The sequence below is a fragment of the Cupriavidus sp. 291-E7 genome (assembly GCF_057798835.1).
Window position 1 is genome coordinate 1 of the sequence record NZ_JBYOJV010000010.1, and the last position, 23,852, is coordinate 23,852.

23 protein-coding genes are annotated in these 23,852 nt (G+C 63.9%); 4 read left to right on the forward strand and 19 right to left on the reverse strand.

Translation table 11 applies throughout. From position 1 onward, the window contains the following. Positions 1-51: 51 nt before the first annotated feature. Positions 52-1,421 (forward strand): IS3 family transposase gene (locus AC3FLX_RS18200; RefSeq protein WP_488693732.1). Its coding sequence is split into 2 segments (ribosomal slippage): positions 52-520 and positions 520-1,421, totalling 1,371 coding nucleotides; the frame shifts between segments, so codons are not numbered across the junction. 75 nt (positions 1,422-1,496) lie between these two features. On the opposite strand, the gene AC3FLX_RS18205 is transcribed toward AC3FLX_RS18200, so the two are convergent. Then, positions 1,497-2,654 (reverse strand): CAP domain-containing protein, encoded by a 1,158-nt coding sequence (locus AC3FLX_RS18205; RefSeq protein ID WP_488698711.1) that lies wholly within the window; start codon positions 2,652-2,654, stop codon positions 1,497-1,499. 224 nt (positions 2,655-2,878) lie between these two features. After that, a complete protein-coding gene (locus AC3FLX_RS18210) occupies positions 2,879-3,832 on the reverse strand; it encodes a LysR family transcriptional regulator (protein ID WP_488698712.1) in 954 nt (317 codons plus the stop codon). A gap of 172 nt (positions 3,833-4,004) precedes the next feature. On the opposite strand from AC3FLX_RS18210, the gene AC3FLX_RS18215 reads away from it, so the two are divergent. The 3 genes from AC3FLX_RS18215 (at position 4,005) to AC3FLX_RS18225 (ending at position 6,949) form a co-directional block, all read left to right on the forward strand. Continuing rightward, the gene (locus tag AC3FLX_RS18215; RefSeq protein WP_488698713.1) at positions 4,005-5,267 is read left to right on the forward strand and encodes an acyl-CoA dehydrogenase family protein; all 1,263 of its coding nucleotides are present in this window, start codon (positions 4,005-4,007) and stop codon (positions 5,265-5,267) included. A 121-nt stretch (positions 5,268-5,388) separates the two neighbouring features. After that, on the forward strand, positions 5,389-6,081 hold the full coding sequence (locus AC3FLX_RS18220; protein WP_488698714.1) for a glutathione binding-like protein: 693 nt from the start codon (positions 5,389-5,391) through the stop codon (positions 6,079-6,081). A gap of 490 nt (positions 6,082-6,571) precedes the next feature. After that, on the forward strand, positions 6,572-6,949 hold the full coding sequence (locus AC3FLX_RS18225; RefSeq protein ID WP_488698715.1) for a helix-turn-helix domain-containing protein: 378 nt from the start codon (positions 6,572-6,574) through the stop codon (positions 6,947-6,949). A gap of 30 nt (positions 6,950-6,979) precedes the next feature. Here the strand turns inward: AC3FLX_RS18225 and ureG are convergent, their stop codons facing one another. The 17 genes from ureG to cyoA form a co-directional block, all read right to left on the reverse strand. Then, entirely contained in the window at positions 6,980-7,603 is a 624-nt protein-coding gene (gene ureG / locus AC3FLX_RS18230) for an urease accessory protein UreG (protein WP_488698716.1), read from the reverse strand. A gap of 17 nt (positions 7,604-7,620) precedes the next feature. Then, positions 7,621-8,313 (reverse strand): urease accessory protein UreF, encoded by a 693-nt coding sequence (locus tag AC3FLX_RS18235; RefSeq protein ID WP_488698717.1) that lies wholly within the window; start codon positions 8,311-8,313, stop codon positions 7,621-7,623. A gap of 83 nt (positions 8,314-8,396) precedes the next feature. Continuing rightward, entirely contained in the window at positions 8,397-9,047 is a 651-nt protein-coding gene (gene ureE, locus AC3FLX_RS18240; protein WP_488698718.1) for an urease accessory protein UreE, read from the reverse strand. Positions 9,048-9,055: 8 nt separating this feature from the next. Then, the gene (gene ureC, locus AC3FLX_RS18245) at positions 9,056-10,774 is read right to left on the reverse strand and encodes an urease subunit alpha (RefSeq protein ID WP_488698719.1); all 1,719 of its coding nucleotides are present in this window, start codon (positions 10,772-10,774) and stop codon (positions 9,056-9,058) included. Next, positions 10,774-11,079 (reverse strand): urease subunit beta, encoded by a 306-nt coding sequence (locus AC3FLX_RS18250; RefSeq protein ID WP_092594635.1) that lies wholly within the window; start codon positions 11,077-11,079, stop codon positions 10,774-10,776. Before AC3FLX_RS18250 ends, ureC begins: the two co-directional genes overlap by 1 nt. 27 nt (positions 11,080-11,106) lie before the next feature. Further along, positions 11,107-11,754, reverse strand: coding sequence for a HupE/UreJ family protein (locus tag AC3FLX_RS18255; RefSeq protein ID WP_488698720.1), 648 nt, complete (start codon positions 11,752-11,754; stop codon positions 11,107-11,109). Positions 11,755-11,837: 83 nt separating this feature from the next. After that, the gene (locus tag AC3FLX_RS18260) at positions 11,838-12,140 is read right to left on the reverse strand and encodes an urease subunit gamma (protein ID WP_066738892.1); all 303 of its coding nucleotides are present in this window, start codon (positions 12,138-12,140) and stop codon (positions 11,838-11,840) included. Between the two features lie 25 nt (positions 12,141-12,165). Next, the gene (locus AC3FLX_RS18265; RefSeq protein WP_488698721.1) at positions 12,166-13,035 is read right to left on the reverse strand and encodes an urease accessory protein UreD; all 870 of its coding nucleotides are present in this window, start codon (positions 13,033-13,035) and stop codon (positions 12,166-12,168) included. 91 nt (positions 13,036-13,126) lie between these two features. After that, positions 13,127-13,819 carry an urea ABC transporter ATP-binding subunit UrtE gene (gene urtE, locus AC3FLX_RS18270; RefSeq protein ID WP_488698722.1) on the reverse strand — a complete coding sequence of 231 codons (693 nt, stop codon included), beginning with the start codon at positions 13,817-13,819 and terminating at the stop codon, positions 13,127-13,129. A 2-nt stretch (positions 13,820-13,821) separates the two neighbouring features. Continuing rightward, the gene (urtD, locus tag AC3FLX_RS18275) at positions 13,822-14,670 is read right to left on the reverse strand and encodes an urea ABC transporter ATP-binding protein UrtD (protein ID WP_488698723.1); all 849 of its coding nucleotides are present in this window, start codon (positions 14,668-14,670) and stop codon (positions 13,822-13,824) included. Continuing rightward, positions 14,667-15,866 (reverse strand): urea ABC transporter permease subunit UrtC, encoded by a 1,200-nt coding sequence (gene urtC / locus AC3FLX_RS18280; RefSeq protein WP_488698724.1) that lies wholly within the window; start codon positions 15,864-15,866, stop codon positions 14,667-14,669. The genes urtD and urtC overlap by 4 nt, the downstream gene beginning before the upstream one ends. Position 15,867: 1 nt before the next feature. Next, positions 15,868-17,505, reverse strand: coding sequence for an urea ABC transporter permease subunit UrtB (gene urtB / locus AC3FLX_RS18285; protein ID WP_488698725.1), 1,638 nt, complete (start codon positions 17,503-17,505; stop codon positions 15,868-15,870). 191 nt (positions 17,506-17,696) lie between these two features. Beyond that, a complete protein-coding gene (urtA, locus tag AC3FLX_RS18290) occupies positions 17,697-18,956 on the reverse strand; it encodes an urea ABC transporter substrate-binding protein (protein WP_488698726.1) in 1,260 nt (419 codons plus the stop codon). Positions 18,957-19,345: 389 nt separating this feature from the next. Next, complete coding sequence (cyoD, locus tag AC3FLX_RS18295) at positions 19,346-19,696, reverse strand: cytochrome o ubiquinol oxidase subunit IV (protein WP_488698727.1); 351 nt, start codon at positions 19,694-19,696, stop codon at positions 19,346-19,348. Continuing rightward, positions 19,697-20,341, reverse strand: coding sequence for a cytochrome o ubiquinol oxidase subunit III (gene cyoC, locus AC3FLX_RS18300; protein ID WP_488698728.1), 645 nt, complete (start codon positions 20,339-20,341; stop codon positions 19,697-19,699). Positions 20,342-20,346: 5 nt separating this feature from the next. Next, the gene (cyoB, locus tag AC3FLX_RS18305) at positions 20,347-22,320 is read right to left on the reverse strand and encodes a cytochrome o ubiquinol oxidase subunit I (protein WP_488698729.1); all 1,974 of its coding nucleotides are present in this window, start codon (positions 22,318-22,320) and stop codon (positions 20,347-20,349) included. Between the two features lie 8 nt (positions 22,321-22,328). After that, positions 22,329-23,297 (reverse strand): ubiquinol oxidase subunit II, encoded by a 969-nt coding sequence (gene cyoA / locus AC3FLX_RS18310; protein WP_488698730.1) that lies wholly within the window; start codon positions 23,295-23,297, stop codon positions 22,329-22,331. Between the last annotated feature and the right edge of the window lie 555 nt (positions 23,298-23,852).

Below are 23,852 nucleotides of genomic sequence, written 5' to 3' on the forward strand. Positions count from 1 at the left end.
TGAACTGCACCCCAGAAGTTGGACATCCATCCAACCTTTGGGGTGTTTTTCATGGCGAAGTACGATGAGCAATTCAAGCTCAGAGTGGTAAGGCAGTACCTGGCCGGTCGAGCCGGCTTCAACGCAATCGCAGCCGAGCATGGTATTGGCCATAGTCTGGTGGAGCGTTGGGTGGCCAGCTACCGACAGCATGGCCGAGACGGGCTGCGCAAAAAATTCAGCCACTACAGCGCCGAATTCAGATTGGCGGTGCTGCGGCGCATGTGGCGAGATGGTTTGTCGATCGGACAGACGGCCGCTTTGTTCGACATTCGCAGCCCTGGCTGCATTGGGGTCTGGGAGCGCCGCTATCATAGTGGCGGTATGGATGCCCTGTCGCCCCGACCTCGCGGGCGCCCCAAGACGATGCCACAAGCCACGCCTCGCAAGCCTGCAACCGACACCCCAGTCCCCGACGACGAGCGCTCCCGCAAGGACTTGCTCAAGGAGATCGAGAACCTGCGCGCGGAGGTGGCGTATCTAAAAAAGCTCGACGCCTTGGTTCAAGCGAACAAGACATCTGCGCAACCCAAAAAGCGCAAATAGTGCTTGAGCTGAGGCAGCAGTATCCATTGGTCGGCTTACTGAAGGCGGCGGGGCTGGCGCGCAGCACGTTTTACTACCAGCAGGCGGTGCTCCAGGCCCAAGACAAGTATGCGGGCCTGAAAGCGCGCATTCGCGACCTCTTCGACCGACACATGGGCCGTTATGGCTACCGCCGCATCACAGCAGCAATCCGGCAAAGCGGCATGATCGTCAACCACAAGACGGTCCAGCGCCTCATGAGCGAGATGGGACTGAAGTCGTTGGTACGGCCAAAGAAATACCGATCCTACAAGGGCACGGTAGGCCGTGTCGCGCCCAACGTTCTGCAACGGCAGTTCCGGGCCAGGCGTCCGAATCAGAAGTGGGTAACCGACGTGACCGAATTCAACGTGGCTGGCGAGAAACTGTACCTCTCCCCGGTGCTGGACCTGTATAACGGCGAAATCATCGCCTACGAGACCGCCCACAGGCCGGCCTTCGAGATGGTGAGCAGCATGCTGAAGAAAGCGTTCCGGCGCCTATGTCCGCAGGACCGGCCGGTCCTGCATTCCGACCAAGGCTGGCAGTACCAGATGCCGGCCTACCAGCGGATGCTCAAGCAGCGCAATATCCGTCCCAGCATGTCACGCAAGGGCAATTGCCTTGACAACGCCGTTATGGAAAGCTTCTTCGGGACCCTGAAGTCCGAGTTCTTCTACCTGAACAAGTTCGCCAGCGTCGAGGAGCTACAGCAAGGCCTGCGCCAATACATTCACTACTACAATCACGACCGCATCAAGCTCAAACTAAAAGGGCTGAGTCCCGTGAAGTACAGAACTCAGCCCTTGGCGGCCTAAGTTACCCGTCCAACTTTACGGGGTCCGTTCAGCCTCAGCCTCCCGTTTTTCTTCGCGCTCCATCACGCCATGCGATTACAGCGTGGTGAACGACCAGTTCAGGTTCACGCCCTGCCCATTCAGCGTGCCGCTGACGGTGACGTTGTATCGCGTCTTGCTTGCCAGCGGCGTGCGCGGCGTGCAGATCGCCAGGCCGCGCGCGGCGCTGGACATGCCCGAGGTACGCGCATCCACCTTTTCGCACGCGACGGCGTTGCCCGATGCATCGGCAATCGAGAACGTGTCCGCGTTGAAGGTCAGGCCCGTGTTCACCGCCTGCACCGACACCGGGTAGCCCATTGTCTGGCCCGCGTATGCCGGCGCCGGATTCGGGCTTTCGTTGTTGACCCAGCTCACCGGCACATCGGCCTGGCCGTTGTACGGATAGGCCACCATCTGGTTGTCGGCGCCGCCCTGGCTGCGGTCGGCAAGGTCGATGGTCTGGAAATAGTAAGCCTGCGTGCCGCCACTGCTGCCGGCGCCCACGCTTTCGGCAAACCCGCTGCCAGCCGACCCGTAGCTGCCCAGCAGTGCCGAGCGGTGGAACGGCGCGTCCATCAGGTCGACCACGAGCTGGTCCTTGGGCGTCATCGACAGCGATGCATTGGCCTGCGACGTCCAGCGGTTTGCACCGGCCACCACTTCCGCCGTGGCATTGGTCGGGTATGCGGCCTGGATGCGGTCGTTCGGCGCCGCACCGGTGTAGCCCGTCTTGCCGGACTGCTCGTCGTGGGTCAGCGTGTTGTTGGCCAGCATGTAGGCCGTGTGATTCTGCGCAACCGTATTGAGCGCGTCGCGTGCCGTCAGCGGTGCCAGGCCCACCTGCTCACGACGGTAGTTCGCGTAGCACAGGCCCGCGCTGCGCGCATCGGCAAGCGTCTGATAACCCGACACACCGGCGCCGCGCGCGGGCAGCAAGGCCACCGAACCGGTCACAGGTGCCGGAGCGCTTCCGGAAACGGTGTAGCACGCGCGGTCGGTGCCACCTGTCGTAGGAGCGCCGGACGTCGGCGACGACTGGGCCCCGGCGCCCGTGGCTGCCGACTGGGCCGCGGTACCGCCCGACGATGACGATCCGCCACCATCGCCCCCGCCACCGCACGCTGCAAGTGCCAGCGCAGCGGAAGCGGCAATGACGCCGAGTGCGATGGGCCGGCCGTTGATGAACGCAGTGCGCAAGTGTTTCCCTGGCATGTGAAGTCGCCTCGATGTAATAGTCTGAATTGGGGAAACTGCCCGCATCCCGGCGCATGGCCGGGACGACGCCTGGGCGCTGCTGCGCCGCGATGTGAGGCGTCCGGGACAGATGGAACGGAGTGATGGTAAGGATGCCCACCACCACCGTCCACCTTTCGAACATTTTCTTACGCTGTGATCCGAGCGCGCTGCACGCTCACCGCGAACGTGGCGGCTGTGCGCTATGCGGCGGGATCGGCAGGTACCGCCGACACATCGCCCATGCCGGAGCCGAGCGACGTCATGACGGCCATCAGTTGCTCGCGCAGCCAGCGATTGGCCCCGTCGTTCTCGCCACCCGCGTGCCAGTACAGGTGCAGCTCCAGCGATGGCACCTTGAACGGCAGCGACAACAGGCGGTTGGCGTACGGCTCGTTGGCGATGCGCGCATAGCGCAGCGGCAGCGTGGCCAGCAGGTCGGTGCAACTGACCACGCGGCAGGCCGCCGCATAGTGCTGGCAGCGCAGCCTTACGCGGCGCGTCAGGCCCATGCGGTGCAATGCCTGGTCCTCAAGTCCGGCGCCGCGCCGGCGCGACGACACGTGGACATGCTCGGCCGAGAGGTAGCGCTCCAGCGTCAGTTCCTTTTTCACGAGCGGATGATCGCGCCGCGCCAGCACGACCATAGGATCCGACATGAAGGCCGAATGGTGGATGGCCGGCGAGACCGGCAGCAGGATATCGATCGCGGTATCGAGCGTGCCGGCCAGCAGTTCGGATTCCATCTCGCGCCGGTCGAACCGGATGGCCGCGATCTCCACGTGGGGCGCCATCGCGGTCACGCGCGCCATCAGCGGCGGTAGCAGCGTGCTTTCCAGCGCGTCGCGCATGCCGATGGTGAAGCGCCGCGTGGTATTGGCGGGATCGAAGTGCGGCGTGTCCTGCAGGGTGCGCGCAAACGACTGCAGCGCGCCGCGCACCTCGCCTGCCAGCGAGCGCGCCAGCGGCGTCGGCGCCATACCCTGCCCGCGCCGCTCGAACAGCGGATCGTCGAACAACGTGCGCAGCCGCCCCAGCGCGTGGCTCACGGCCGGCTGCGTCAGGTTCAACTGGCGCGCGGCCGCGGTAATGCTCCCTTCGCTGTAGATGGCGTCGAACACGACGAAGAGATTGAGATCGATCCGGCTCAGTTGCATGGCACCTTCCTGCGCAAGTACTTCACTGATGCGTCAATGTCGCGCATTCTGGCATGGAATGCAGCATATTGATACTGACCAATCCAGAAAATTCATTTTTCTTATTTGAAGCGTTCCGCTAGAGTAGCCACAGTCGGCACGGCGTGCCCACCAAACCCCCCGAGGAGACCCCATGCAATTCGAGTACTCGCCCAAGGTCAAGGAGATGCAGGCCAGGCTGCTGGCCTTCTTCGACAAGCACATCTATCCGAACGAGAAGCGCTTCTACGCCGAAGTGCAGGCCAACCGCGAGGCCGGCAACGCATGGGTGCCGACCAAGGTGGTGGAAGAGCTGAAGCCGCTGGCCCGCGAAGCCGGCCTGTGGAACCTGTTCCTGCCGCGCTCCAAGCGTGCGCCGGAAGGCCTGTCGAACCTGGAATACGCACCGATGTGCGAGATCATGGGCCGTGTGCCCTGGTCGGCCGAAGTGTTCAACTGCGCCGCGCCGGACACCGGCAACATGGAAACGCTGGAGCGCTACGCCTCGGAAGAACTGAAGGACCAATGGCTGGAACCGCTGCTGCGCGGCGAGATCCGCTCCGCCTTCCTGATGACCGAGCCGGCCGTGGCATCGTCGGACGCCACCAACATCGAATGCCGCATCGAGCGTGACGGTGACCACTACGTGATCAACGGCACCAAGTGGTGGTCATCGGGCGCTGGCGACCCGCGCTGCAAGGTCTACATCGTGATGGGCAAGACCGACCCGGAAGCGGGCCGCCATGAACAGCAGTCGATGGTCGTGGTGCCGGCCGACACGCCGGGCATCACCATCAAGCGCTTCCTGCCCGTGTTCGGCTATGACGACGCGCCGCACGGCCACATGGAAATCGAACTGAAGAACGTGCGCGTGCCGGCCAGCAACATTCTGCTGGGCGAAGGCCGCGGCTTCGAGATCGCCCAAGGCCGCCTCGGGCCGGGCCGCATTCACCACTGCATGCGCAGCATCGGCGTGGCGGAGCGCGCGCTGGAACTGATGTGCAAGCGCAGCCTGGAGCGCGTGGCATTCGGCAAGCAGATCGCCCGTCACGGCGTGACGCAGGAGCGTATCGCCGAAGCCCGCTGCGATATCGAAATGGCCCGCCTGCTGACGCTGAAGGCCGCCTACATGATGGACACCGTGGGCAACAAGGTGGCCAAGGCCGAGATCGCCATGATCAAGGTTGTGGCACCGAACGTGGCGCTGCGCGTGATCGACTGGGCCATCCAGGTACACGGCGCCGCCGGCGTTTCGAGCGACTTCCCGCTGGCCAACTGGTGGGCCCACCAGCGCACGCTGCGCCTGGCCGACGGTCCGGACGAGGTGCACCGCAACGCCATCGCCAAGCTGGAGCTGGCCAAGCACATGAACGTGAATGCGGACAGCATCCAGATGCCCGTGACGCGCGGGTCCTGACAGTCATCGTCGCCCGTCATGAGAAGCCCGGCCCCGTGCCGGGCTTTTTCATGCACGCGCAGCAGGGTTATTCACTCTGTGCTCTAATGCCCCGGCCATTCTTTCATGGAGAGCGTTGCACATGATCGACGTCTACACGTGGGCCACCCCGAACGGCCATAAGGTCCACATCATGCTTGAGGAATGCGGCCTTGAGTACAAGGTGCATCCGATCAATATCGGCGCCGGCGACCAGTTCGGCGAAGCGTTCCTCAAGATCAGTCCCAACAACAAGATCCCGGCAATCGTCGACAGCGACGGCCCCGACGGCGAGCCGATCTCGCTGTTCGAATCGGGCGCCATCCTGCTGTACCTGGCCAGCAAAACGGGCAAGTTCCTGCCCGACGATGTGCGCGGCAAGTACGATGCGCTGCAGTGGCTGATGTTCCAGATGGGCGGTGTTGGCCCGATGCTGGGCCAGGCACACCACTTCCGCATCTATGCGCCGGAAAAGATCGAGTACGCGGTCAACCGCTATACCAACGAGGCAAAGCGCCTGTACGGCGTGATCGACAAGCAGTTGTCGAAGCATGCCTGGCTGGCCGGCGACAGCTATTCGATCGCGGATATCGCAACGTTCCCGTGGCTGCGCAGCTGGCAGAACCAGGGCGTGGAACTGGACGACTACCCTCACCTGAAACGCTGGTTCAACGAGATTGCCGAGCGTCCGGCCGTGAAACGCGGTGTCGAGGTCCTGGCCAAGGAACGCAAGCCGCTGCAATCGGACAAGGAACGCGAGATCCTGTTCGGGGCCACGCAGTATCAGCGCCGCTAGGCGGCAGAGCAGGCCCGCGCCGGCACCATCGCGTCAATGCAGTGGTCGTCGCCAATGGCCGGCGCAGGCAGCCATACCCGCCCGCCCGTCAATCCGAGCCCGGCCGTTGCCGGAATGACACATAAATGAGAATCGAATCCACTCTCAGCATGGGTCGTTAGGGGTGGGATGGCGATGCCCGAGGGCGTATCGAAGGCGGTGAATATCCGCATGCCGTTCCATCGAAACGGAGCCTGGGACGTGAGTGGTCCCGGATTCCGCAATGGTCGGCGTGGTGCGGTTTTCCGCCCGACGCACCTTGCGTGAAAGCCACGTTTCGGCACCGCCTGTGATCGCTGTCCAGTCAGCCATCTGTGCCTCATTCTTGACGGATGCATCCCTTAAGATGCGATCTGGCACCGATAGAACGACGAACTATAAGTTGTCGTTCCGTATAGGTCGAACCCTTAGGCTCGTCCGACTTAGCGACTTAATATCCACACAGCAGCATATGACAGCAGACCCACTCAAGCTGTTCGGGCGACACTTGACCTGGTTGCGCAAGCAGCGCGGCTGGTCTCAGGAGGCGCTGTCGCTGGAAAGCGGCCTGGCCCGATCGTACCTCAGCGGCATTGAGCGCGGCACGCGCAATGTTGCGCTTTACAACATATGTACCCTCGCGGATACGCTGGGTGTTGCGCCAACTGAGATGCTTGACTTTTTCAAGCACCGCGCCGAAGAGGCACAGGAAGCGCCGCGCTCACCGTTCGAACCGGAGCAGTCTCCGGCGGTACAGGCCACGCTGCGCTATATGTCGGAATTGAACGACGGCGACCGCGATGTCGTCGCCGGTGTGGCGCGTGCGCTGGCACGACGGCACGCACGCTGAAGCGCCCCGCCTTCGCAGGGCGAAGCATCGTCAGACGTTCAGCATGCCCTGCTGCTCGATGAAGGCAATCACCTGATCCAGGCCCTGCCCCAGTTTCACGCTGCCCATCACGAACGGACGATCACCGCGCATCTTGCGGGTGTCGCTCTCCATGACTTCGAGCGACGCGCCCACGTAGGGCGCCAGATCGGTCTTGTTGACCACCAGCAGGTCTGACTTCGTAATTCCCGGTCCGCCCTTGCGCGGAATCTTCTCACCCCCCGCCACATCGATCACGTAGATCGTCAGATCGGACAATTCCGGGCTGAACGTCGCCGCCAGGTTGTCGCCGCCCGATTCGATGAACACCACGTCGGCGTCAGGAAACTTCGCCAGCATGCGGTCCACCGCCTCCAGATTGATCGATGCATCCTCGCGGATTGCCGTATGCGGGCAGCCGCCGGTTTCCACGCCCATGATGCGCTCGGCGGGCAACGCCCCCGAGATGGTCAGCAGGCGCTGATCTTCCTTGGTGTAGATATCGTTGGTGATGGCCACCAGGTCATAGCGGTCGCGCATGGCCTTGCAGAGCATTTCCAGCAGCGTGGTTTTGCCGGAGCCCACGGGGCCGCCCACGCCAACGCGCAGCGGAGGATTCTTCTTGGTACGGGTCATGATCGGATTCTGAAGCGCTAGGAGCGGAAAAGCCGGGAATACTGCGTCTCGTGCCGCGCGGACAGCAGGCCCAGCATGGGAGAAAACGTGGAAAGGCGCGGCGGTTCGGCGTCGGCACGCTGCACGGCCTCTTCCACCACGTCCAGCACATGACGATGCAGGCCGCGCAGGATCTGCTGGCCCGCCACCTGGCCCAGCGGCACCGCCTTGAGGGCCGCGGCCACCTGGTTCTCGGCCCAGTTGAAAGCGTAGGCCGCCAACCCTGCGCGGGCATCGATTTCCAATGCCACACAGGCGGCGGTGAACGCCGTGGGCAGGCACAGGGGCGACAGCTCGCGCAGTGCGTCTCGCATCGGCATGTCACCCCACTCCATCTGCGCCACGAGCTTTGCCAACGACCACCCCATCTGTTCCGTCTCAAGCCGCAATTCGGAAGTCTCGCGCGTAACGTGGAACCACTCGTTCCATCGCCTCACCGCCGCGTGATCGCCGGCATGCCAGGCGCGATGCAGCAGCAGCCAGACCGGCGCCTCGCATTGGGCCTGCACATGGACGAGATTGTGGTGAATCCATTGTCCGGCGGTGGCGGCATCCTTGACCAGACCGCAGTCGATAGCGGCCTCAAGTCCCTGCGAATAGCTGAAGCCGCCAATCGGCAGCGCCGGCGACGCGAGGTGCAACAGCGAGATCAGTTGGGGGAGCGCGGTCATGGCGTTTGGCGCTGGTTACGGATGGTCGGCAACTTGGAGGGGCCGGGGGAGAGGGCAAGCGGCCGATTCACGATCACACCCGATTAATGCTTATGCCCGCAGTGTTCGTCATGCACGTGGCCATGTCCATGATCGTGATCGTGATCGTGATCGTGGCCGTGCCCATGATCGTGATCATGGCTATGCGAATGGCCGTGATCATGCCCATGCGCATGTCCATGATGCTCGTGGAACACAGCCTGCGCCGTTGCGTAGTCTTCCTCGAACGTGGCGTCGTGTCCGTGCTTGTGGCCGCCGCCATATGCACCAGCTTCCGGCTCGAACGGCAGTTCCGCGCGTTCGATCCGCACGCCCAGGCGCGTCAGCATGTCGGCCAGCACCGGGTCGTATTCCAGGCGCAGGTAATCGCGGCCCACTTCCACCGGCGTGTGGCGGTTGCCAAGGTGGTACGCCGCGCGCATCAGCGCCAGCGGATCGGCGGCCGTCACTTGCAGCACCGATTCCGCCGCCGCCTGTACCTCGACGAAGGTACCGTCCTCGGCCACCAGCAAGTCGCCACCGCGCAGCACGGTGCCGCGCGGCAGGAACAGTGCTGCCTCGGAGCCATTGTCGAGCGCCGCGCGCAGGCGGCTCTTGCTGCGGTCGCCAAACGGCAGTACCAGCTTGGGGGCGCGCCGCACCAGCACAGGTGCGATGCCATGCGGCGCGGGCAGGACTTTGTCGATCTTGATCACGGGTTGGGTCAGAACAGGAAGTAACGCTGCGCCATCGGCAGCACGGTAGCTGGCTCGCACATCAGCAGTTGGCCGTCGGCTACCACCTGGTAGGTCTCGGGGTCCACCGTGACGTGCGGTTGCCAGTCATTGTGCACCATGTCGCGCTTGCTGACCGTGCGGCATCCGCGCACGGCGGCCAGCGTCTTGGCCAGGCCGTAACGCCCGCCCACATCGGCCGCCAGTGCCGCCTGCGAGACAAACGTCAGCGACGATCTGGGCAGCGCGCCACCGGCCGAGGCAAACATCGGGCGATAGTGCACCGGCTGCGGTGTCGGGATCGACGCATTGGGGTCACCCATCGCCGCCGCCGCAATCATGCCGCCCTTCAGGATCAGGCTCGGCTTCACGCCAAAGAAGGCCGGCTTCCACAGCACCAGGTCGGCCCACTTGCCCACCTCGATCGAACCCACCTCGTGCGCGATGCCATGCGTCAGCGCCGGGTTGATCGTGTACTTGGCGATATAGCGCCTGACGCGGAAGTTGTCGTGACCACCGCGCGCGTCGTGCGGATCGCCGGGCAGCTTGCCGCGCTGCGCCGCCATCTTGTGCGCGGTCTGCCAGGTGCGGATGATCACCTCGCCCACGCGGCCCATTGCCTGCGAATCGCTCGATATCATCGAAAACGCGCCCAGGTCGTGCAGGATGTCCTCGGCGGCGATGGTCTCGCGCCGAATACGCGATTCCGCAAAGGCGATGTCCTCGGCGATGGCCGGGTCCAGGTGATGGCACACCATCAGCATGTCCAGGTGCTCGTCCAGCGTATTGACCGTGTACGGCCGCGTCGGGTTGGTCGACGACGGCAGCACATTGGCCTCCCCGCAGACCTTGATGATGTCCGGCGCGTGGCCGCCACCGGCGCCTTCGGTGTGGTACGTATGAATCGTGCGGCCCTTGAACGCGGCAATCGTCGCTTCGACGAAACCGCCCTCGTTGAGCGTGTCGGTGTGGATGGCCACCTGCGTGTCGGTGTCGTCCGCCACGGACAGGCAGGTATCGATGGCCTGCGGCGTGGTGCCCCAGTCCTCGTGCAGCTTCAGGCCGATGGCACCGGCTTCCACCTGCTCGGTCAGCGGCGCCGGCTGGCTCGCGTTGCCCTTGCCGAGGAAGCCGATATTCATCGGATACGCATCGGCGGCCTGCAACATACGCTCCATGTACCACGGGCCGGGCGTCACCGTGGTGGCGAAGGTGCCCGTGGCCGGGCCGGTGCCGCCGCCGATCATCGTCGTCACGCCGCTCATCAGCGCTTCGTCGATCTGCTGCGGGCAGATGAAGTGGATGTGCGTGTCGATGCCGCCCGCGGTGACGATCATGCCCTCGCCCGCGATCACCTCGGTACCGGGTCCGACGACGATGGTCACGCCCGGCTGGATGTCGGGATTGCCGGCCTTGCCGATCCCCGCGATACGGCCATGCTTGAGACCGATGTCGGCCTTGACGATGCCCCAGTGATCGATGATCAGCGCATTGGTGATCACCGTGTCGACGCAGTCCTTCGACATGCGCTGGCTCTGGCCCATGCCATCTCGAATCACCTTGCCGCCGCCGAACTTCACCTCCTCGCCATAGATCGTGAAATCCTTCTCGACCTCGATAATGAGTCCGGTATCGGCCAGCCGCAGGCGATCGCCGGTGGTCGGGCCAAACATCTCGGCATAGGCCTGCCGCGAAATCTTCACGCTCATCACAGCGCTCCCATGATCTTGCCGTTGAACCCGTAGACGATGCGGTCGCCGTCCAGCGCTACCAGTTGCACCGTGCGCGACTGGCCAGGCTCGAAGCGCACGGCCGTGCCGGCTGCAATATCGAGCCGGAAGCCGCGCGCGGCTTCGCGGTCGAACGACAGCGCCGCGTTGGTTTCATAGAAGTGGAAGTGCGACCCCACCTGCACCGGACGGTCGCCGGTATTGGCGACGGTCACGCTGACCGTGGCGCGGCCGGCATTCAGTTCGATCTCGCCGTCGAGCGGCATCAGTTCACCGGGAATCATTGCCGTGCTCCTAAACGTGAACTTTCTTCAGGCCACCAGCAGGCCGACGCCGTACAGTGCCACGCCCGCACCGGCCACGCGCGCGATCCAACCTGCGTGGCGGCGCAGGAATGCGCCCATGCCGATGCCCATGACATGCAGCGCCATCGTGCTCGCGGCAAATCCGCCGACGTAGGCCAGCACGGCCGGCAGGGCGGCCGCGGTGGCGGGCAATTCGGCGCCGTGCGCATAGCCGTGGAACAGCGCAAAACCACCCACGATGGCCATGCCGGACAGCGCCGAGAGCTTCGCGCGCGCCGCCACCAGCAGACCGATCACGAGCAGCGAGACCGCGATCATCGGTTCGACCGCCGGCAGCGTCACGCCCGTCAGGCCCAGCGCGGCACCGACCAGCATCATCGCGACGAAGGCGAACGGCAGGCGCAACAGATCAGCCTTCGAGCCGCCCTGGCCGAACGCTCCCTTCGGCGCGGCAGCCAGCGCGCTCCAGACACCGACGGCGGTCATCGCCAGCAGGTGGTCGGCACCCGTGAACGGATGCGCCAGGCCCGCAAACAGGCTGGCGCCAACCGTGGCGGCGTCATGACCGGGGTGGGCAAAGGCCGAAGCCGCGGTCAGCGAGAGCGTGGCGCCGGCGATGAAACGGGCGGAATGCGAACGGAGCATGCGGTGCATAGGGATGGTCCTCTTTTTGTTGGGCGTTCGGTGTTCGGTGTTCGGTGTTCGATGTTCGGTGTTCGATGTTTGGGTAGCGGGCTTCAGACGATCGGGTGATGCACGGTGACGAGCTTGGTGCCGTCCGGGAACGTGGCTTCCACCTGGATCTCGGGGATCATCTCGGCCACGCCATCCATGACGTCCTCGCGCCGGAGCACCGTGGTGCCTTCGTGCATCAGCTCGGCCACGGTACGGCCGTCGCGCGCGCCTTCCATGATCGCTGCCGTGATCAGCGCCACTGCCTCGGGGTAGTTCAGCTTGAGGCCGCGTGCGCGGCGGCGCTCGGCCAGCAATGCGGCGGTGAAGATCAGCAGCTTGTCTTTCTCGCGCGGAGTCAGTTCCATCGTGAATGTCCGTTCGGTTTGTCGTTCAGGTCGCCCAGAGCCGCAGCGGCCGGGCTGGCACGCCGTGGATGGGCATGCGCAACGTTGTCCAGCAATCGATCATCAGGTGCCGCACGGCCTCCATGTCGCGGCCGAGCACTCGCAACAGCAGCATCGACTGGCCAGGTACCGCCAGGCAGGTCACGCCCGCGCGCAGGTCGGGCCGGTAAGGCAGCCGCTCGGCCAGCGCTTCCGCCAGTTCCTGCGTGGCGCCCTGCCCCACCGCCCACAGCGTGCCGAGGATGGGCAAACCATCCATGCCCGCCAGTGCGCCGCGCAACGGCGAAGCCGCATCGAAATGCGACTGCTCGATCCACAGCGCACGCCGCGGGCCGGCAATGCGCGTATCGAGCCATAGCGATCCGCTGGCCCAGTGCTCGCCCGATGCCAGCCGCCCCAGCACCACGGCGTCCCAGCCGATGGCGCTGCCGCCCGGCGCGACCGTGACATCGGTGGCAATGCGCGCGCGGGCGTCGTCGAACACGATGTTTTCCTGCGGCAACCAGTCGAGCTTTGCCCCTTCGCCCACGTCGATGCGCACATGCTGCGCCGCGTCGCGGCCCTGCGACTTGTACCACTTGGTGGCACCAGGCGTGGCCAGCACCGCATGGGCGCCGGCTTCCACTGCAATATCGATATCGAGCAGGTCGCCGCCCGCCACGCCGGCCGGCGGATGCAGCACCACGCCGTGACAGATCGCGCCCTCCGGATAGAGCGGCTTCTGCACGCGCAGCGGCCCCTCGTGGCGGCGCTCGACCATAGCGGTGCGGCCCGCGCGCTCGGCAAATCGCAGGCGCAGGCTGGCATGCCATGCAACGGGCATGGCGAGCGATGACGGAAAATCGGGATGACGCATGGTGAGAAAGGCGCGGGGGCGCGGTGATGCCCAGATCATAGCGCGCGGCCGCCCGTACCGAAAGGCACTGGCGGCCGCGCGTATCGGCGGGCTACACCGCGATCAGCTCGCGCACGCCATCCTGCTCCATCGTCGCACCGGCCCCTTTGGCCACGACTTCGCCGCGACTCATCACCACGTAGTGATCGGCCAGATGGCGCGCGAACTCGTAGTACTGCTCCACGAGCAGCACCGTCATGCCGAATTCATCGACCAGCAGCCGCAGCGCCCGGCCGATGTCCTGGATGATCGAAGGCTGGATGCCCTCGGTCGGCTCGTCCAGGATCAGCAGTTGCGGCTCGCTCATCAGCGCGCGGCCGATGGCCAATTGCTGCTGCTGGCCACCGGAGAGGTCGCCGCCACGGCGCTGGCGCATGGTTCGCAGTACCGGAAACAACTCGTAGATGCGGTCCGGCACGCCGTTCGGCTTGCCACGGCTGGCCGCGCCAATCAGCAGGTTTTCCTCGACGCTCAGGCGCGGAAATATTTCGCGTCCCTGCGGCACGTAGGCCAGGCCGGCCGACACGCGCTCATAGGGCGCCTTCTTCTCCAGCGCCTTGCCATCCCAGCTGACGCTGCCGCTGCGCGTAGGCACCACGCCCATCAGGCATTTGAGCAGCGTGCTCTTGCCCACGCCGTTGCGGCCCAGCAGCGTGGTCAATTTGCCGTGCGGCACCTCGAACGACACATTGCGAAGGATGTGGCTGCCGCCATAGAACTGGTTCAGTGCATTGACCTGCAGCATCGTTATCTTCCCAGGTAGGATTCGATCACACGCTCGTCCCGCTTGACGGCATCCAGCGTGCCCTCGGCCAGCAGACTGCCTTCGGCCAGCACGGTCACGCGGCCCGAATCGCCGGCCAGCGCGGCCACGAACTCCATGTCGTGCTCCACAACCATCATCGAGCAACTGCCGCGCAGACTGTTGAGCAGCGCCGCCAGTTGCATGGTCTCTTCATCGGTCATGCCGGCCACCGGCTCATCGAGCAGCAGCAACTGCGGCTGTTGCATCAGCAGCATGCCGATTTCCAGCCGCTGCTTCTGGCCGTGCGACAGCAGGCCAGCCGGACGGTACGCCTCGTCTTCCAGCCCGGTAAGCGCCAGCGTTTCCTCGATGCGTCGATGGCCTTCGCCGGTCAGCCGCGCTCGCAGCGACGACCACCAGCGCTTGTCGGCCTTCATCGCCAGCTCAAGGTTTTCCCACACCTGGTGCTGCTCGAACACGGTGGGCTTCTGAAACTTGCGCCCAATGCCGGTCTGGGCGATCTTCGGCTCGGTCATCCGCATCAGGTCGATGGTCTGACCCAGGAACACCCGCCCCGTCACGTTGGCGTTGCGCGGTCCGGTCTTGCCGGTGATGACGTCCATCATCGTCGTCTTGCCGGCGCCATTCGGGCCGATCACGCAGCGCAGCTCGCCGTGATCGATCGATAGCGACAGCTTGTTCAACGCGCGGAATCCGTCGAATTGCACGGTCAGGTCCTCGATATAGAGGATGGGACCGTGCGTGGTGTCGATGACACCGGGTTCGACGACACGCCCCAGGCCGGTGGCGTCTCCGCTCTCCGCCTGTTCCACTCCCAGCGCGGCGTTCATGCGTTGCTCCCTTGTTGCGACGGTGCGACCGGTTCATCGGTGACCGCCTCGATCTTCTCCGCGGCGGTACGCTGGCCGCGCAGGCGGCGCAACAGGCCGACCACGCCATCGGGCAGGTACAGCGTCACGAGCACGAACATCGCGCCGAGCAGGAACAGCCAGTACTCCGCAAAGTAGGCCGTGAACATCGTCTTGGCGCCGTTGACCAGGAACGCGCCCACGATCGGCCCGATCAGCGTGCCGCGGCCGCCCACTGCCACCCATACGGCCATTTCGATCGAGTTGGCCGGTGACATTTCGCCGGGGTTGATAATGCCCACCTGCGGCACGTACAACGCGCCGGCAATGCCGCACAGCACCGCCGAGAACGTCCACACGAACAGCTTGTAGCCGAGCGGGTTATAGCCGGAAAACATCACGCGCATTTCCGCGTCCCGCACGGCGGTGACCACGCGGCCGAGCTTGGACGTCACGATGTAGCGGCACGCGATGAAGCCGGCCACCAGCGCCAGGAACGTCAGCACGAACAACGCGGCGCGCGTCTGCGGCGCGGCAACGGCAAAGCCGGCAATGCGCTTGAAGTCGGTGAAGCCGTTGTTGCCGCCGAAGCCGGTCTCATTGCGGAAGAACAGCAGCATCGCGGCATAGGTCATGGCCTGCGTGATGATCGACAGGTACACGCCCTTGATGCGCGAACGGAACGCAAAGAATCCGAACAACCACGCCAGCACGCCCGGCACCAGCACCACCAGCAGTAACGCATAGGGCAGGTGCTCGGTGCCATGCCAGAACCAGGGCAGTTCCTTCCAGTCCAGGAACACCATGAAGTCCGGCAGATCGCTCTTGTAAACGCCTTCGCGGCCAATCGAGCGCATCAGGTACATGCCCATCGCATAGCCACCCAGCGCGAAGAACAGGCCGTGGCCCAGGCTCAGGATGCCGCAGTAGCCCCACACCAGATCGAGTGCGATGGCCGCCAGTGCAAAGCACATGATCTTGCCGATCAACGTCAGCGCATAGGCCGACAGATGCAGCGGATGCCCCTCGGGAAGCATCAGCGCGCAGATGGGCACACCCACCGCCACGACCGCCGTCAGCACGATCAGCAACGTCCATACGCGGCCCGAAAACAGCGGCTGCCGCTCGGGGACCGAAAGCCTGAAGGCTTTGCCGGGTTTCGAAGAAAAGCTGCTCATGTCAGGCCTCCGCGCTGCGCCCCTTGAGCGCGAAAAGTCCTTGTGGCCGCTTCTGGATAAACAGCACGATCAGCACCAGGACGAAGATCTTGGCCAGCACCGCGCCGTAGAACGGCTCGATGAACTTGTTGATGATCCCCAGGCCGAATGCACCGACGATGGTGCCGGCCAATTGCCCCACCCCGCCGAGCACCACGACCATGAACGAATCGATGATGTAGGCCTGCCCCAGATCGGGACCGACATTGCCGATCTGCGACAGCGCGCAGCCGCCCAGACCCGCAATACCGGCGCCGAAGGCGAAGGCGTAGCTGTCGACCTTCCATGTGCGCACGCCCACGCAGGCCGCCATCGTGCGGTTCTGCGTCGTGGCGCGCACGAACAGACCCAGCCTGGTGCGGTTCAGCACGGCCCACGCCACGGCCACCACGGCCAGCGCAAACAGGATGATGACGACCCGGTTGTACGGAATCACAAGACCCGCCATTGCCTCGAAGCCACCGCTCATCCAGGACGGGTTGGCCACTTCCACGTTCTGCGCGCCAAAGATCGTGCGCACGGCCTGCATCAGCAGCAGGCTGATACCGAACGTGGCAAGCAGCGTTTCAAGCGGCCGGCCATACAGATGGCGCAGTACGATCCGCTCGATCGCAAAGCCCACGATGCCCGCCGCCAGGAACGATGCGGGCAACGCCGCCACCAGATACCAGCCGAACGCATCGGGTGCGTAGGTGCGGAACAGCGTCTGCACCACGTAGGTGGCATAGGCGCCGATCATCAGGAATTCGCCGTGCGCCATGTTGATGACGCCAATCAGGCCATACGTGATGGCCAGGCCCAGCGCCGCCAGCAGCAGCACGCTGCCCAGGCTCAGGCCCGCAAACACGTTGCCAAGAAGTTCGGCGCGCCGCTGCTCGGTGCGCAGCTGGTCGATGGCCTTCTGCGCGGCCACGCGCACGTCTTCGTCGGCTTCCTTGTACTTGCCCGCGTCATCCTTTTCCAGCAGCGGCGCCAGCTTCTGGCGCGACTGCGGATTGCTGTCGCTGCCCAGTATGCGAATCGCTTCGAGCCGGGCGTCGCGGGTGGCTTCCGTGCCCTGCGCCAGCACTGTATTGGCCCAGATCACGTCAAGCCGTGCGCGCAGACCCGCATCGGCCTCGGCCTTGCGCGCGGCCTCCACCCCTTCGCGCGATGCATTTTCCGGCTGGTCGAACAGCGTGTTGATGGCCTGCGCGCGCACTGCGATATCCGGCGATTGCAGCAGCAGGCTGCTTGCCGCGCTATCGACGATGGTGCGCAGCGAGTTGTTCAGGGTCAGACCTTCCAGTTCGTCGCTCTTGACCGTGACGGGCTGGCCGCTGATTGCATCGCGGTACTTGTCACCGTCCTGGCGCACCATGCCGACGGAAGGCGCGTACTGCAGCGCATCATCCTGCAGTGCCTTCAGGATCGGGCCGGCCTGCTCGGCGGGTGCCTGCGTGAGCTTGGTCAGCGCGGCGGTCTTGGCGTCGAAGTCGTCTTCGACCAGCGGCTTCAGGTCCGCCTGCGTGAGCGGCGTGGCAGCCCATAGCGGGGCAGCGACGGCCAGCAGCAACGCGGCGAGCGTGGCGCGTAACCATGATCGGATGGGTCGGTGCATTCAGGAGTCTTGTTTGGGCGCGATGGTTCGCGTCTTGGGATTGTTTGCGTTCACCTGTCGGGCCCCCTCTCCCGTGCAATGGGAAAGGGGTCGGGGGAGCGGGCACGGCGGGTCATACACCGGCATCGCATCGAGCAACGCCTGCCCGCTCCCCCACCCTCTCCCGCAAGCGGGAGAGAGAGCTAGAACCCTCAGTTGCCGCCGACCTTGTCGGCCTTGCCTTCGTTACCCGCGATGAACGGGCTCCACGGTTGCGCGCGGATCGGCTTCGGCGTCTTCCAGACCACGTTGAACTGGCCATCGCCCTTCACTTCGCCGATCATCACGGGCTTGTAAAGGTGGTGGTTGTCGCCCATCGTCAGCGTGAAGCCGTCCGGTGCCTTGAAGGTCTGGCCGTACATGGCGGCGCGCACCTTGTCCACGTCGGTGGTACCGGCCTTCTTCACAGCCTGCGCCCACATGTGGATGCCGACGTAGGTGGCTTCCATCGGGTCGTTGGTCACGCGCTTGTCGCCGCCGGGCAGGTTGTTGGCCTTGACCCATGCCGCCCACTGCTTCTTGAACGCCTCGTTCTCGCCGTTCTTGACGGACATGAAGTAGTTCCAGGCGGCCAGGTGACCCACCAGCGGCTTGGTGTCGATGCCGCGCAGTTCTTCCTCGCCCACCGAGAACGCCACCACGGGCACGTCCTTGGCCTTCAGGCCGGCGTTGCCCAGTTCCTTGTAGAACGGCACGTTCGAGTCGCCGTTGATCGTCGAGATCACGGCCGTCTTGCCGCCCTGCGAGAACTTCTTGATGTTGGCGACGATGGTCTGATAGTCGCTGTGACCAAACGGGGTGTAGACCTCTTCGATGTCCTTGTCGGCCACGCCCTTGCTCTTCAGGAACGCGCGCAGGATCTTGTTGGTGGTGCGCGGATAGACGTAGTCGGTGCCCAGCAGGAAGAAGCGCTTGGCGCCGCCGCCTTCCTTGCTCATCAGGTATTCCACGGCGGGAATGGCCTGCTGGTTCGGAGCCGCGCCCGTGTAGAACACGTTCTTGGACATCTCCTCACCTTCGTACTGCACCGGGTAGAACAGCAGCGCGTTGGTCTCTTCGTAGACCGGCAGCACCGACTTGCGCGACACCGACGTCCAGCAGCCAAACGTGACGGCGACCTTGTCCTTGGTGATCAGCTGACGGGCCTTCTCGGCGAACAGCGGCCAGTTCGAGGCAGGGTCCACTACAACAGGCTCAAGCTTGCGGCCCAGCACGCCGCCGCTCTTGTTGATCTCGTCGATCGTCATCAGCGCCACGTCCTTGAGCGAAGTCTCGGAAATGGCCATCGTGCCCGACAGCGAATGCAGGATGCCGATCTTGATCGGCTCCTTCGTCTGCGCCATCAGCGGGCTCGTACCGATCATCGCCGCGGCGGCTACCGCCGACAGCTTCAGCATGTCACGTCGTTTCATTGCAGCTCCCAGTTTGTCGTGTTTGGCAGGGACTACGCACCCCGGGTGATGCTTCTGCAACTAGTGTGCCAAGCGCACGACCACCCGGAATCCGTTGCCAGGCAACGGGGGAGAGACAAATTGGGGAAACCGGAAAGGCGACGCACCAGGACGGTGCCATCACATCGGCGGCGGCGAATTGATGGATTGCACCGCGATCGTGCATCGACGCGAAGCGGTGCATGACGGAATGGGTTCGGTGCCTGGCGCACCAGCGGGAAGATTCGCGGCGGGTCGCGGCGCTTGCCCCTGCCCCCGCCCCGTCCCCATAAGGGAGACGAGAGATAACGGTGCGGCAAAAAAAAACGGGACCCGAGGGTCCCGTTTTCTTCAGATACCGGTGACGACGGTCACTTGCTCATCCACGGCATCATGTTGGCGTTCATGTTGTGCATGATCCAGAGCGAACCGGCCAGCACGATGAACAGGATCAGGACCGTGAACAGCAGTGCCATCACGTTCCATTTCTGGCCATCCGAGCCGTCCAGGTGCAGGAAGTACTTCAGGTGCACGACGATCTGGACGACGGCCATGCCCAGGATGATCCAGAGCGTGGTGGCGCGGTCGATCGAGCCGTCCATCACGATCTTGAACGGGATCACGGTCAGGATCACCGCCAGCACGAAGCCGATCACATACGACTTGACGCTGCTGTGGCCGTGCGACGCGCCGTGGGCGGCGCTTGCGTGTTGCTGTGCCATTTACATAGCTCCCATCAGGTAGACGACCGTGAACACGCCGATCCAGACCACGTCCAGAAAGTGCCAGAACAAGCTCAGGCAGTTCAGGCGCTTGGCCACGACCGGGGTCAGGCCCTTCTTCGACAGCTGGTACATCAGCACGAGCATCCAGAGCATGCCGCTGGCGACGTGCAGGCCGTGGGTACCCACGAGCGTGAAGAACGACGACAGGAATGCGCTGCGGCTCGGGCCGGCACCTTCATGAATCAGGTGCGCGAACTCGTTGATTTCCATCGCCATGAAGCCTGCTCCGAGCAGGAACGTCACGGCGAGCCAGAACATCACGCGGCCACGCTGCTGGTTCTGCATCGACACCATAGCGAAGCCATAGGTGATGGACGAGAACAACAGGATTGCCGTTTCCACGAGCACGTAGTTCAGCTCGAACAGCTCCTTGCCCGTCGGGCCACCCGCCACTTCGCCGCGCAGGACGGCGAACGCGGCGAACAGGCACGCGAACAAGATGCAGTCGCTCATCAGGTACAGCCAGAAACCGAAGATGGTGTTCTCACTGGTGTCGTGATGGGCGTGGTCATGCGCCTCGTCGTGCGAGTGTGCATGCGCGGGGGCTTGCGCCCCAAAGCGGTCAAGAACTTCTGTCGACATCGTTATCAGCCCTGTGCAGCCACACGCTGCTGGTAGCGGGTTTCGATCTGCTCGACCTCGGTGGCCGGCACGTAGTAGTCGATATGGTCATCGTTGGCGCGGCGGATAAACGCCACCACCATGCCAACCAGGCCAACGGCGGCGAGCCACCAGATGTGCCAGGTCAGCGCGAAGCCCAGCGCCAGACTCCAGGCGCCCATGTAGAAGCCGGCGGCCGTGTTCTTCGGCATGTGGATCTGCTCGAAGCCGCTGGTCGGCAGCTGCTCGCCACGCGCCTTCATGTCGGCGAACGCGTCCAGGTCACGCACCACCGGGGTGTGCGCGAAGTTGTAGAACGCGGGCGGCGACGACGTGGCCCACTCCAGCGTACGGCCACCCCACGGGTCGCCCGTCACGTCGGCCAGCTTCTTGCGGTCGCGGATCGACACGACGATCTGCAGCACCTGGAAGAAGATGCCCAGCGCCACGAACACCACGCCCACCACGGCCAGATGCAGCCAAGGCGTCCATTCCGGGTTGTTCGTGTGGTTCAGACGACGGGTCATGCCCATCAGGCCCAGCACGTACAGCGGCATGAAGGCGAAGTAGAAACCGACGATCCAGCACCAGAAGGCGCACTTGCCCAGGCGCTCGTTCAGCTTGAAGCCGAACGCCTTCGGCCACCAGTAGGTGACACCGGCCAGGTAGCCGAACAGCACGCCGCCGATGATCACGTTGTGGAAGTGGGCAATCAGGAACAGCGAGTTGTGCAGCACGAAGTCAGCTGCCGGCACGGCCATCAGCACGCCGGTCATGCCGCCGATCACGAACGTCACCATGAAGCCCAGCGTCCACAGCACCGGCGACGTGAATTCCACGCGGCCACGGTACATCGTGAACAGCCAGTTGAAGATCTTCACGCCCGTCGGGATCGAGATGATCATCGTCGTGATGCCGAAGAACGCATTCACGTTGGCACCGGAGCCCATCGTGAAGAAGTGGTGCAGCCAGACGACAAACGACAGCACCATGATCGCGCTGGTGGCATAGACCATGCCCTTGTAGCCGAACAGCTTCTTGCGCGAGAACGTGGCGATGATTTCCGAGAAGATACCGAACGCCGGCAGCACCAGGATGTAGACCTCGGGGTGGCCCCAGATCCAGATCAGGTTCACGTACATCATGGCGTTACCGCCGCCATCGTTCGTGAAGAAGTGCATGTCGAAGTAGCGGTCCAGGCCCAGCAGTGCCAGCGACACCGTCAGCACCGGGAAGGCGGCCACGATCAGCACGTTCGTGCACAGCACGGTCCACGTGAACACCGGCATGCGCATCAGCGTCATGCCCGGGGCGCGCATCTTCAGGATCGTCACCAGGAAGTTCACGCCGGTCAGCAGCGTGCCCAACCCTGATATCTGCAAGGACCAGAGGTAGTAGTCCACCCCCACGCCCGGGCTGTAGTCCAGGCCCGACAGCGGCGGATAGGCCAGCCAGCCGGTACGCGCGAATTCGCCAACGCCCAGCGACACGTTCACCAGCATCGCGCCGGCCACGAACAGCCAGAAGCTCAGCGTGTTCAGGAACGGGAATGCCACGTCGCGCGCGCCGATCTGCAGCGGCACCACGAGGTTCATCAGGCCCGTCATCAGCGGCATGGCCACGAAGAAGATCATGATGACGCCGTGCGCCGTGAACACCTGGTCATAGTGCTCGGGCGGCAGGAAGCCGGTGGAACCATTGGTGGCCACGGCCAGCTGGGTACGCATCATGACGGCGTCGGCAAAACCGCGCAGCAGCATGATCAGCGCCACCAGCGAGTACATCACGCCAATGCGCTTGTGGTCGACCGACGTAATCCACTCGGTCCAGAGGTAGCCCCACTTCTTGAAATACGAGATCGCACCGAGCAGCGCCAGCCCGCCAAGGGCCACGCAGCTCAGCGTGATCATGATGATCGGCTCATGAAACGGAATCGCCGACATACTCAATTTGCCAAACATCATTGCTCCTAGATTTGCGCGCCCACGGCCGGCTTGGCCGGCGTGGTCATGGATACACGCTCTTCGCCAAGCGTGTTACGCGACGTGCAGACCGGACCGCCATCAAAACCTTCGCGGGCCATTGCACGGCCGTCGTGGCCCATGTACTGATGCAGGATGCCGGCGAACAGGCCATCTTCGATCTTGCCGAAGTAAGTCACCGGATCTGCTTCGCTCGGCTTGGCCAGGACCTTGTAGTCCTCGGCGCCGAGCTGCTTGCTGGACGCGCGCACCTGTTCCACCCACTTGTCGAACTCGAAGTTCGACATGGCGATGGCCTTGAACTTCATGCCCGAGAAGCCGCCGCCGCTGTAGTTGGCGGACATGCCGTCGTACGTGCCGGCTTCATTGGCGATGAGGTGCAGCTTGGTTTCCATCCCGGCCATTGCATACACCTGGCTGCCCAGTTGCGGGATGAAGAGCGAATTCATGATCGAATCCGACGTGATCTTGAAGTTCACGGGCGTGTTCACCGGCAGCGCAAGCTGGTTGACCGTCGCGATCTTCAGCTCCGGATAGATGAACAGCCATTTCCAGTTCATTGCCACGGCTTCGACCTGCACCGGCTTGACGTTCGATTCAAGCGGCTTGTACGGGTCGAGATCGTGCGACGACTTCCAGGTGATGATGCCCAGCGCGATGATGATCAGGCAGGGAATCAGCCAGACCACGACTTCGATCTTGGTCGAGTGCGACCAGTCGGGGTCGTAGGTGGCCGACGTGTTGCTGGCGCGGTATTTCCACGCGAACACGAAAATCAGGATGATGACCGGCACCACGACCAGCAGCATCAGCCAGGTGGCAATCAGGATGATGCCCTTGATGTCCACGCCGACCTGCCCTTTCGGGTTCATCAGCGCAAAGTCGCAGCCGGCCAGCAGGAGCAGGCCAAGGCAAGGCAGGTACCGCATCAGGCGCGGCATTGTTGGTGTCTTCATGTCACGACGGTCTGGTTGCGCCACGCCTGTGCACAAGCGAGGCACTGCCGCCTGCTGCACGAGGCAACGGGCTGGCTGGGCTGGGGAAAACCGGGGACGTGTCCTAAGCTGGCGCGTGCAGGAAAAAATGGGGCGAGCAAGCGCCGGCGGACCATGCGGCCGGGCAACGCCGTGAGCGCGGCTGGACAGCAACCGAACAACTGCGTGCGCGAAACGCCGGGGGCGGAAGCGTGCGCTGAGGTAACCGACTGCCTGAACTGCGATCGGTCCCGGTTCGGAGCAGCCACCGGGACAAGCGTTGTGTCAACGATGCCCACGCGATTTCCGCCTGCATTTGACCACCTCGCCAGCGCAGCAAGAACGGTCTCCGAGCGGATATCGCATTACTTAAAACATCGTTGGCCGCGAATGTACCGCAACGCAACATTGCGGGTAAACCCAAACACAACGGAAACACTGTTCTTTTAATCGGACAATGTTTTTGATGTCGCGCAAACGAAACAGATCACGGCATGAAATTAGTTGTCATGCGAATGTTCTGGACAAGACAAAGGG

What these genes read in the sequence shown, in the direction of transcription:
- AC3FLX_RS18265 (WP_488698721.1), bottom strand. Translation starts at nt 13,035, where the DNA reads ATGCGTCATCCCGATTTTCCGTCATCGCTCGCCATGCCCGTTGCATGG.
- urtE (WP_488698722.1), bottom strand. Translation starts at nt 13,819, where the DNA reads ATGCTGCAGGTCAATGCACTGAACCAGTTCTATGGCGGCAGCCACATC.
- AC3FLX_RS18235 (WP_488698717.1), bottom strand. Translation starts at nt 8,313, where the DNA reads ATGACCGCGCTCCCCCAACTGATCTCGCTGTTGCACCTCGCGTCGCCG.
- AC3FLX_RS18220 (WP_488698714.1), top strand. Translation starts at nt 5,389, where the DNA reads ATGATCGACGTCTACACGTGGGCCACCCCGAACGGCCATAAGGTCCAC.
- cyoC (WP_488698728.1), bottom strand. Translation starts at nt 20,341, where the DNA reads ATGTCGACAGAAGTTCTTGACCGCTTTGGGGCGCAAGCCCCCGCGCAT.
- AC3FLX_RS18215 (WP_488698713.1), top strand. Translation starts at nt 4,005, where the DNA reads ATGCAATTCGAGTACTCGCCCAAGGTCAAGGAGATGCAGGCCAGGCTG.
- cyoB (WP_488698729.1), bottom strand. Translation starts at nt 22,320, where the DNA reads ATGTTTGGCAAATTGAGTATGTCGGCGATTCCGTTTCATGAGCCGATC.
- urtB (WP_488698725.1), bottom strand. Translation starts at nt 17,505, where the DNA reads ATGCACCGACCCATCCGATCATGGTTACGCGCCACGCTCGCCGCGTTG.
- cyoD (WP_488698727.1), bottom strand. Translation starts at nt 19,696, where the DNA reads ATGGCACAGCAACACGCAAGCGCCGCCCACGGCGCGTCGCACGGCCAC.
- AC3FLX_RS18255 (WP_488698720.1), bottom strand. Translation starts at nt 11,754, where the DNA reads ATGCACCGCATGCTCCGTTCGCATTCCGCCCGTTTCATCGCCGGCGCC.
- ureG (WP_488698716.1), bottom strand. Translation starts at nt 7,603, where the DNA reads ATGACCCGTACCAAGAAGAATCCTCCGCTGCGCGTTGGCGTGGGCGGC.
- AC3FLX_RS18210 (WP_488698712.1), bottom strand. Translation starts at nt 3,832, where the DNA reads ATGCAACTGAGCCGGATCGATCTCAATCTCTTCGTCGTGTTCGACGCC.
- urtD (WP_488698723.1), bottom strand. Translation starts at nt 14,670, where the DNA reads ATGAACGCCGCGCTGGGAGTGGAACAGGCGGAGAGCGGAGACGCCACC.
- urtA (WP_488698726.1), bottom strand. Translation starts at nt 18,956, where the DNA reads ATGAAACGACGTGACATGCTGAAGCTGTCGGCGGTAGCCGCCGCGGCG.
- urtC (WP_488698724.1), bottom strand. Translation starts at nt 15,866, where the DNA reads ATGAGCAGCTTTTCTTCGAAACCCGGCAAAGCCTTCAGGCTTTCGGTC.
- ureC (WP_488698719.1), bottom strand. Translation starts at nt 10,774, where the DNA reads ATGAGCGTGAAGATTTCGCGGCAGGCCTATGCCGAGATGTTTGGCCCG.
- AC3FLX_RS18260 (WP_066738892.1), bottom strand. Translation starts at nt 12,140, where the DNA reads ATGGAACTGACTCCGCGCGAGAAAGACAAGCTGCTGATCTTCACCGCC.
- cyoA (WP_488698730.1), bottom strand. Translation starts at nt 23,297, where the DNA reads ATGAAGACACCAACAATGCCGCGCCTGATGCGGTACCTGCCTTGCCTT.
- AC3FLX_RS18250 (WP_092594635.1), bottom strand. Translation starts at nt 11,079, where the DNA reads ATGATTCCCGGTGAACTGATGCCGCTCGACGGCGAGATCGAACTGAAT.
- AC3FLX_RS18205 (WP_488698711.1), bottom strand. Translation starts at nt 2,654, where the DNA reads ATGCCAGGGAAACACTTGCGCACTGCGTTCATCAACGGCCGGCCCATC.
- AC3FLX_RS18225 (WP_488698715.1), top strand. Translation starts at nt 6,572, where the DNA reads ATGACAGCAGACCCACTCAAGCTGTTCGGGCGACACTTGACCTGGTTG.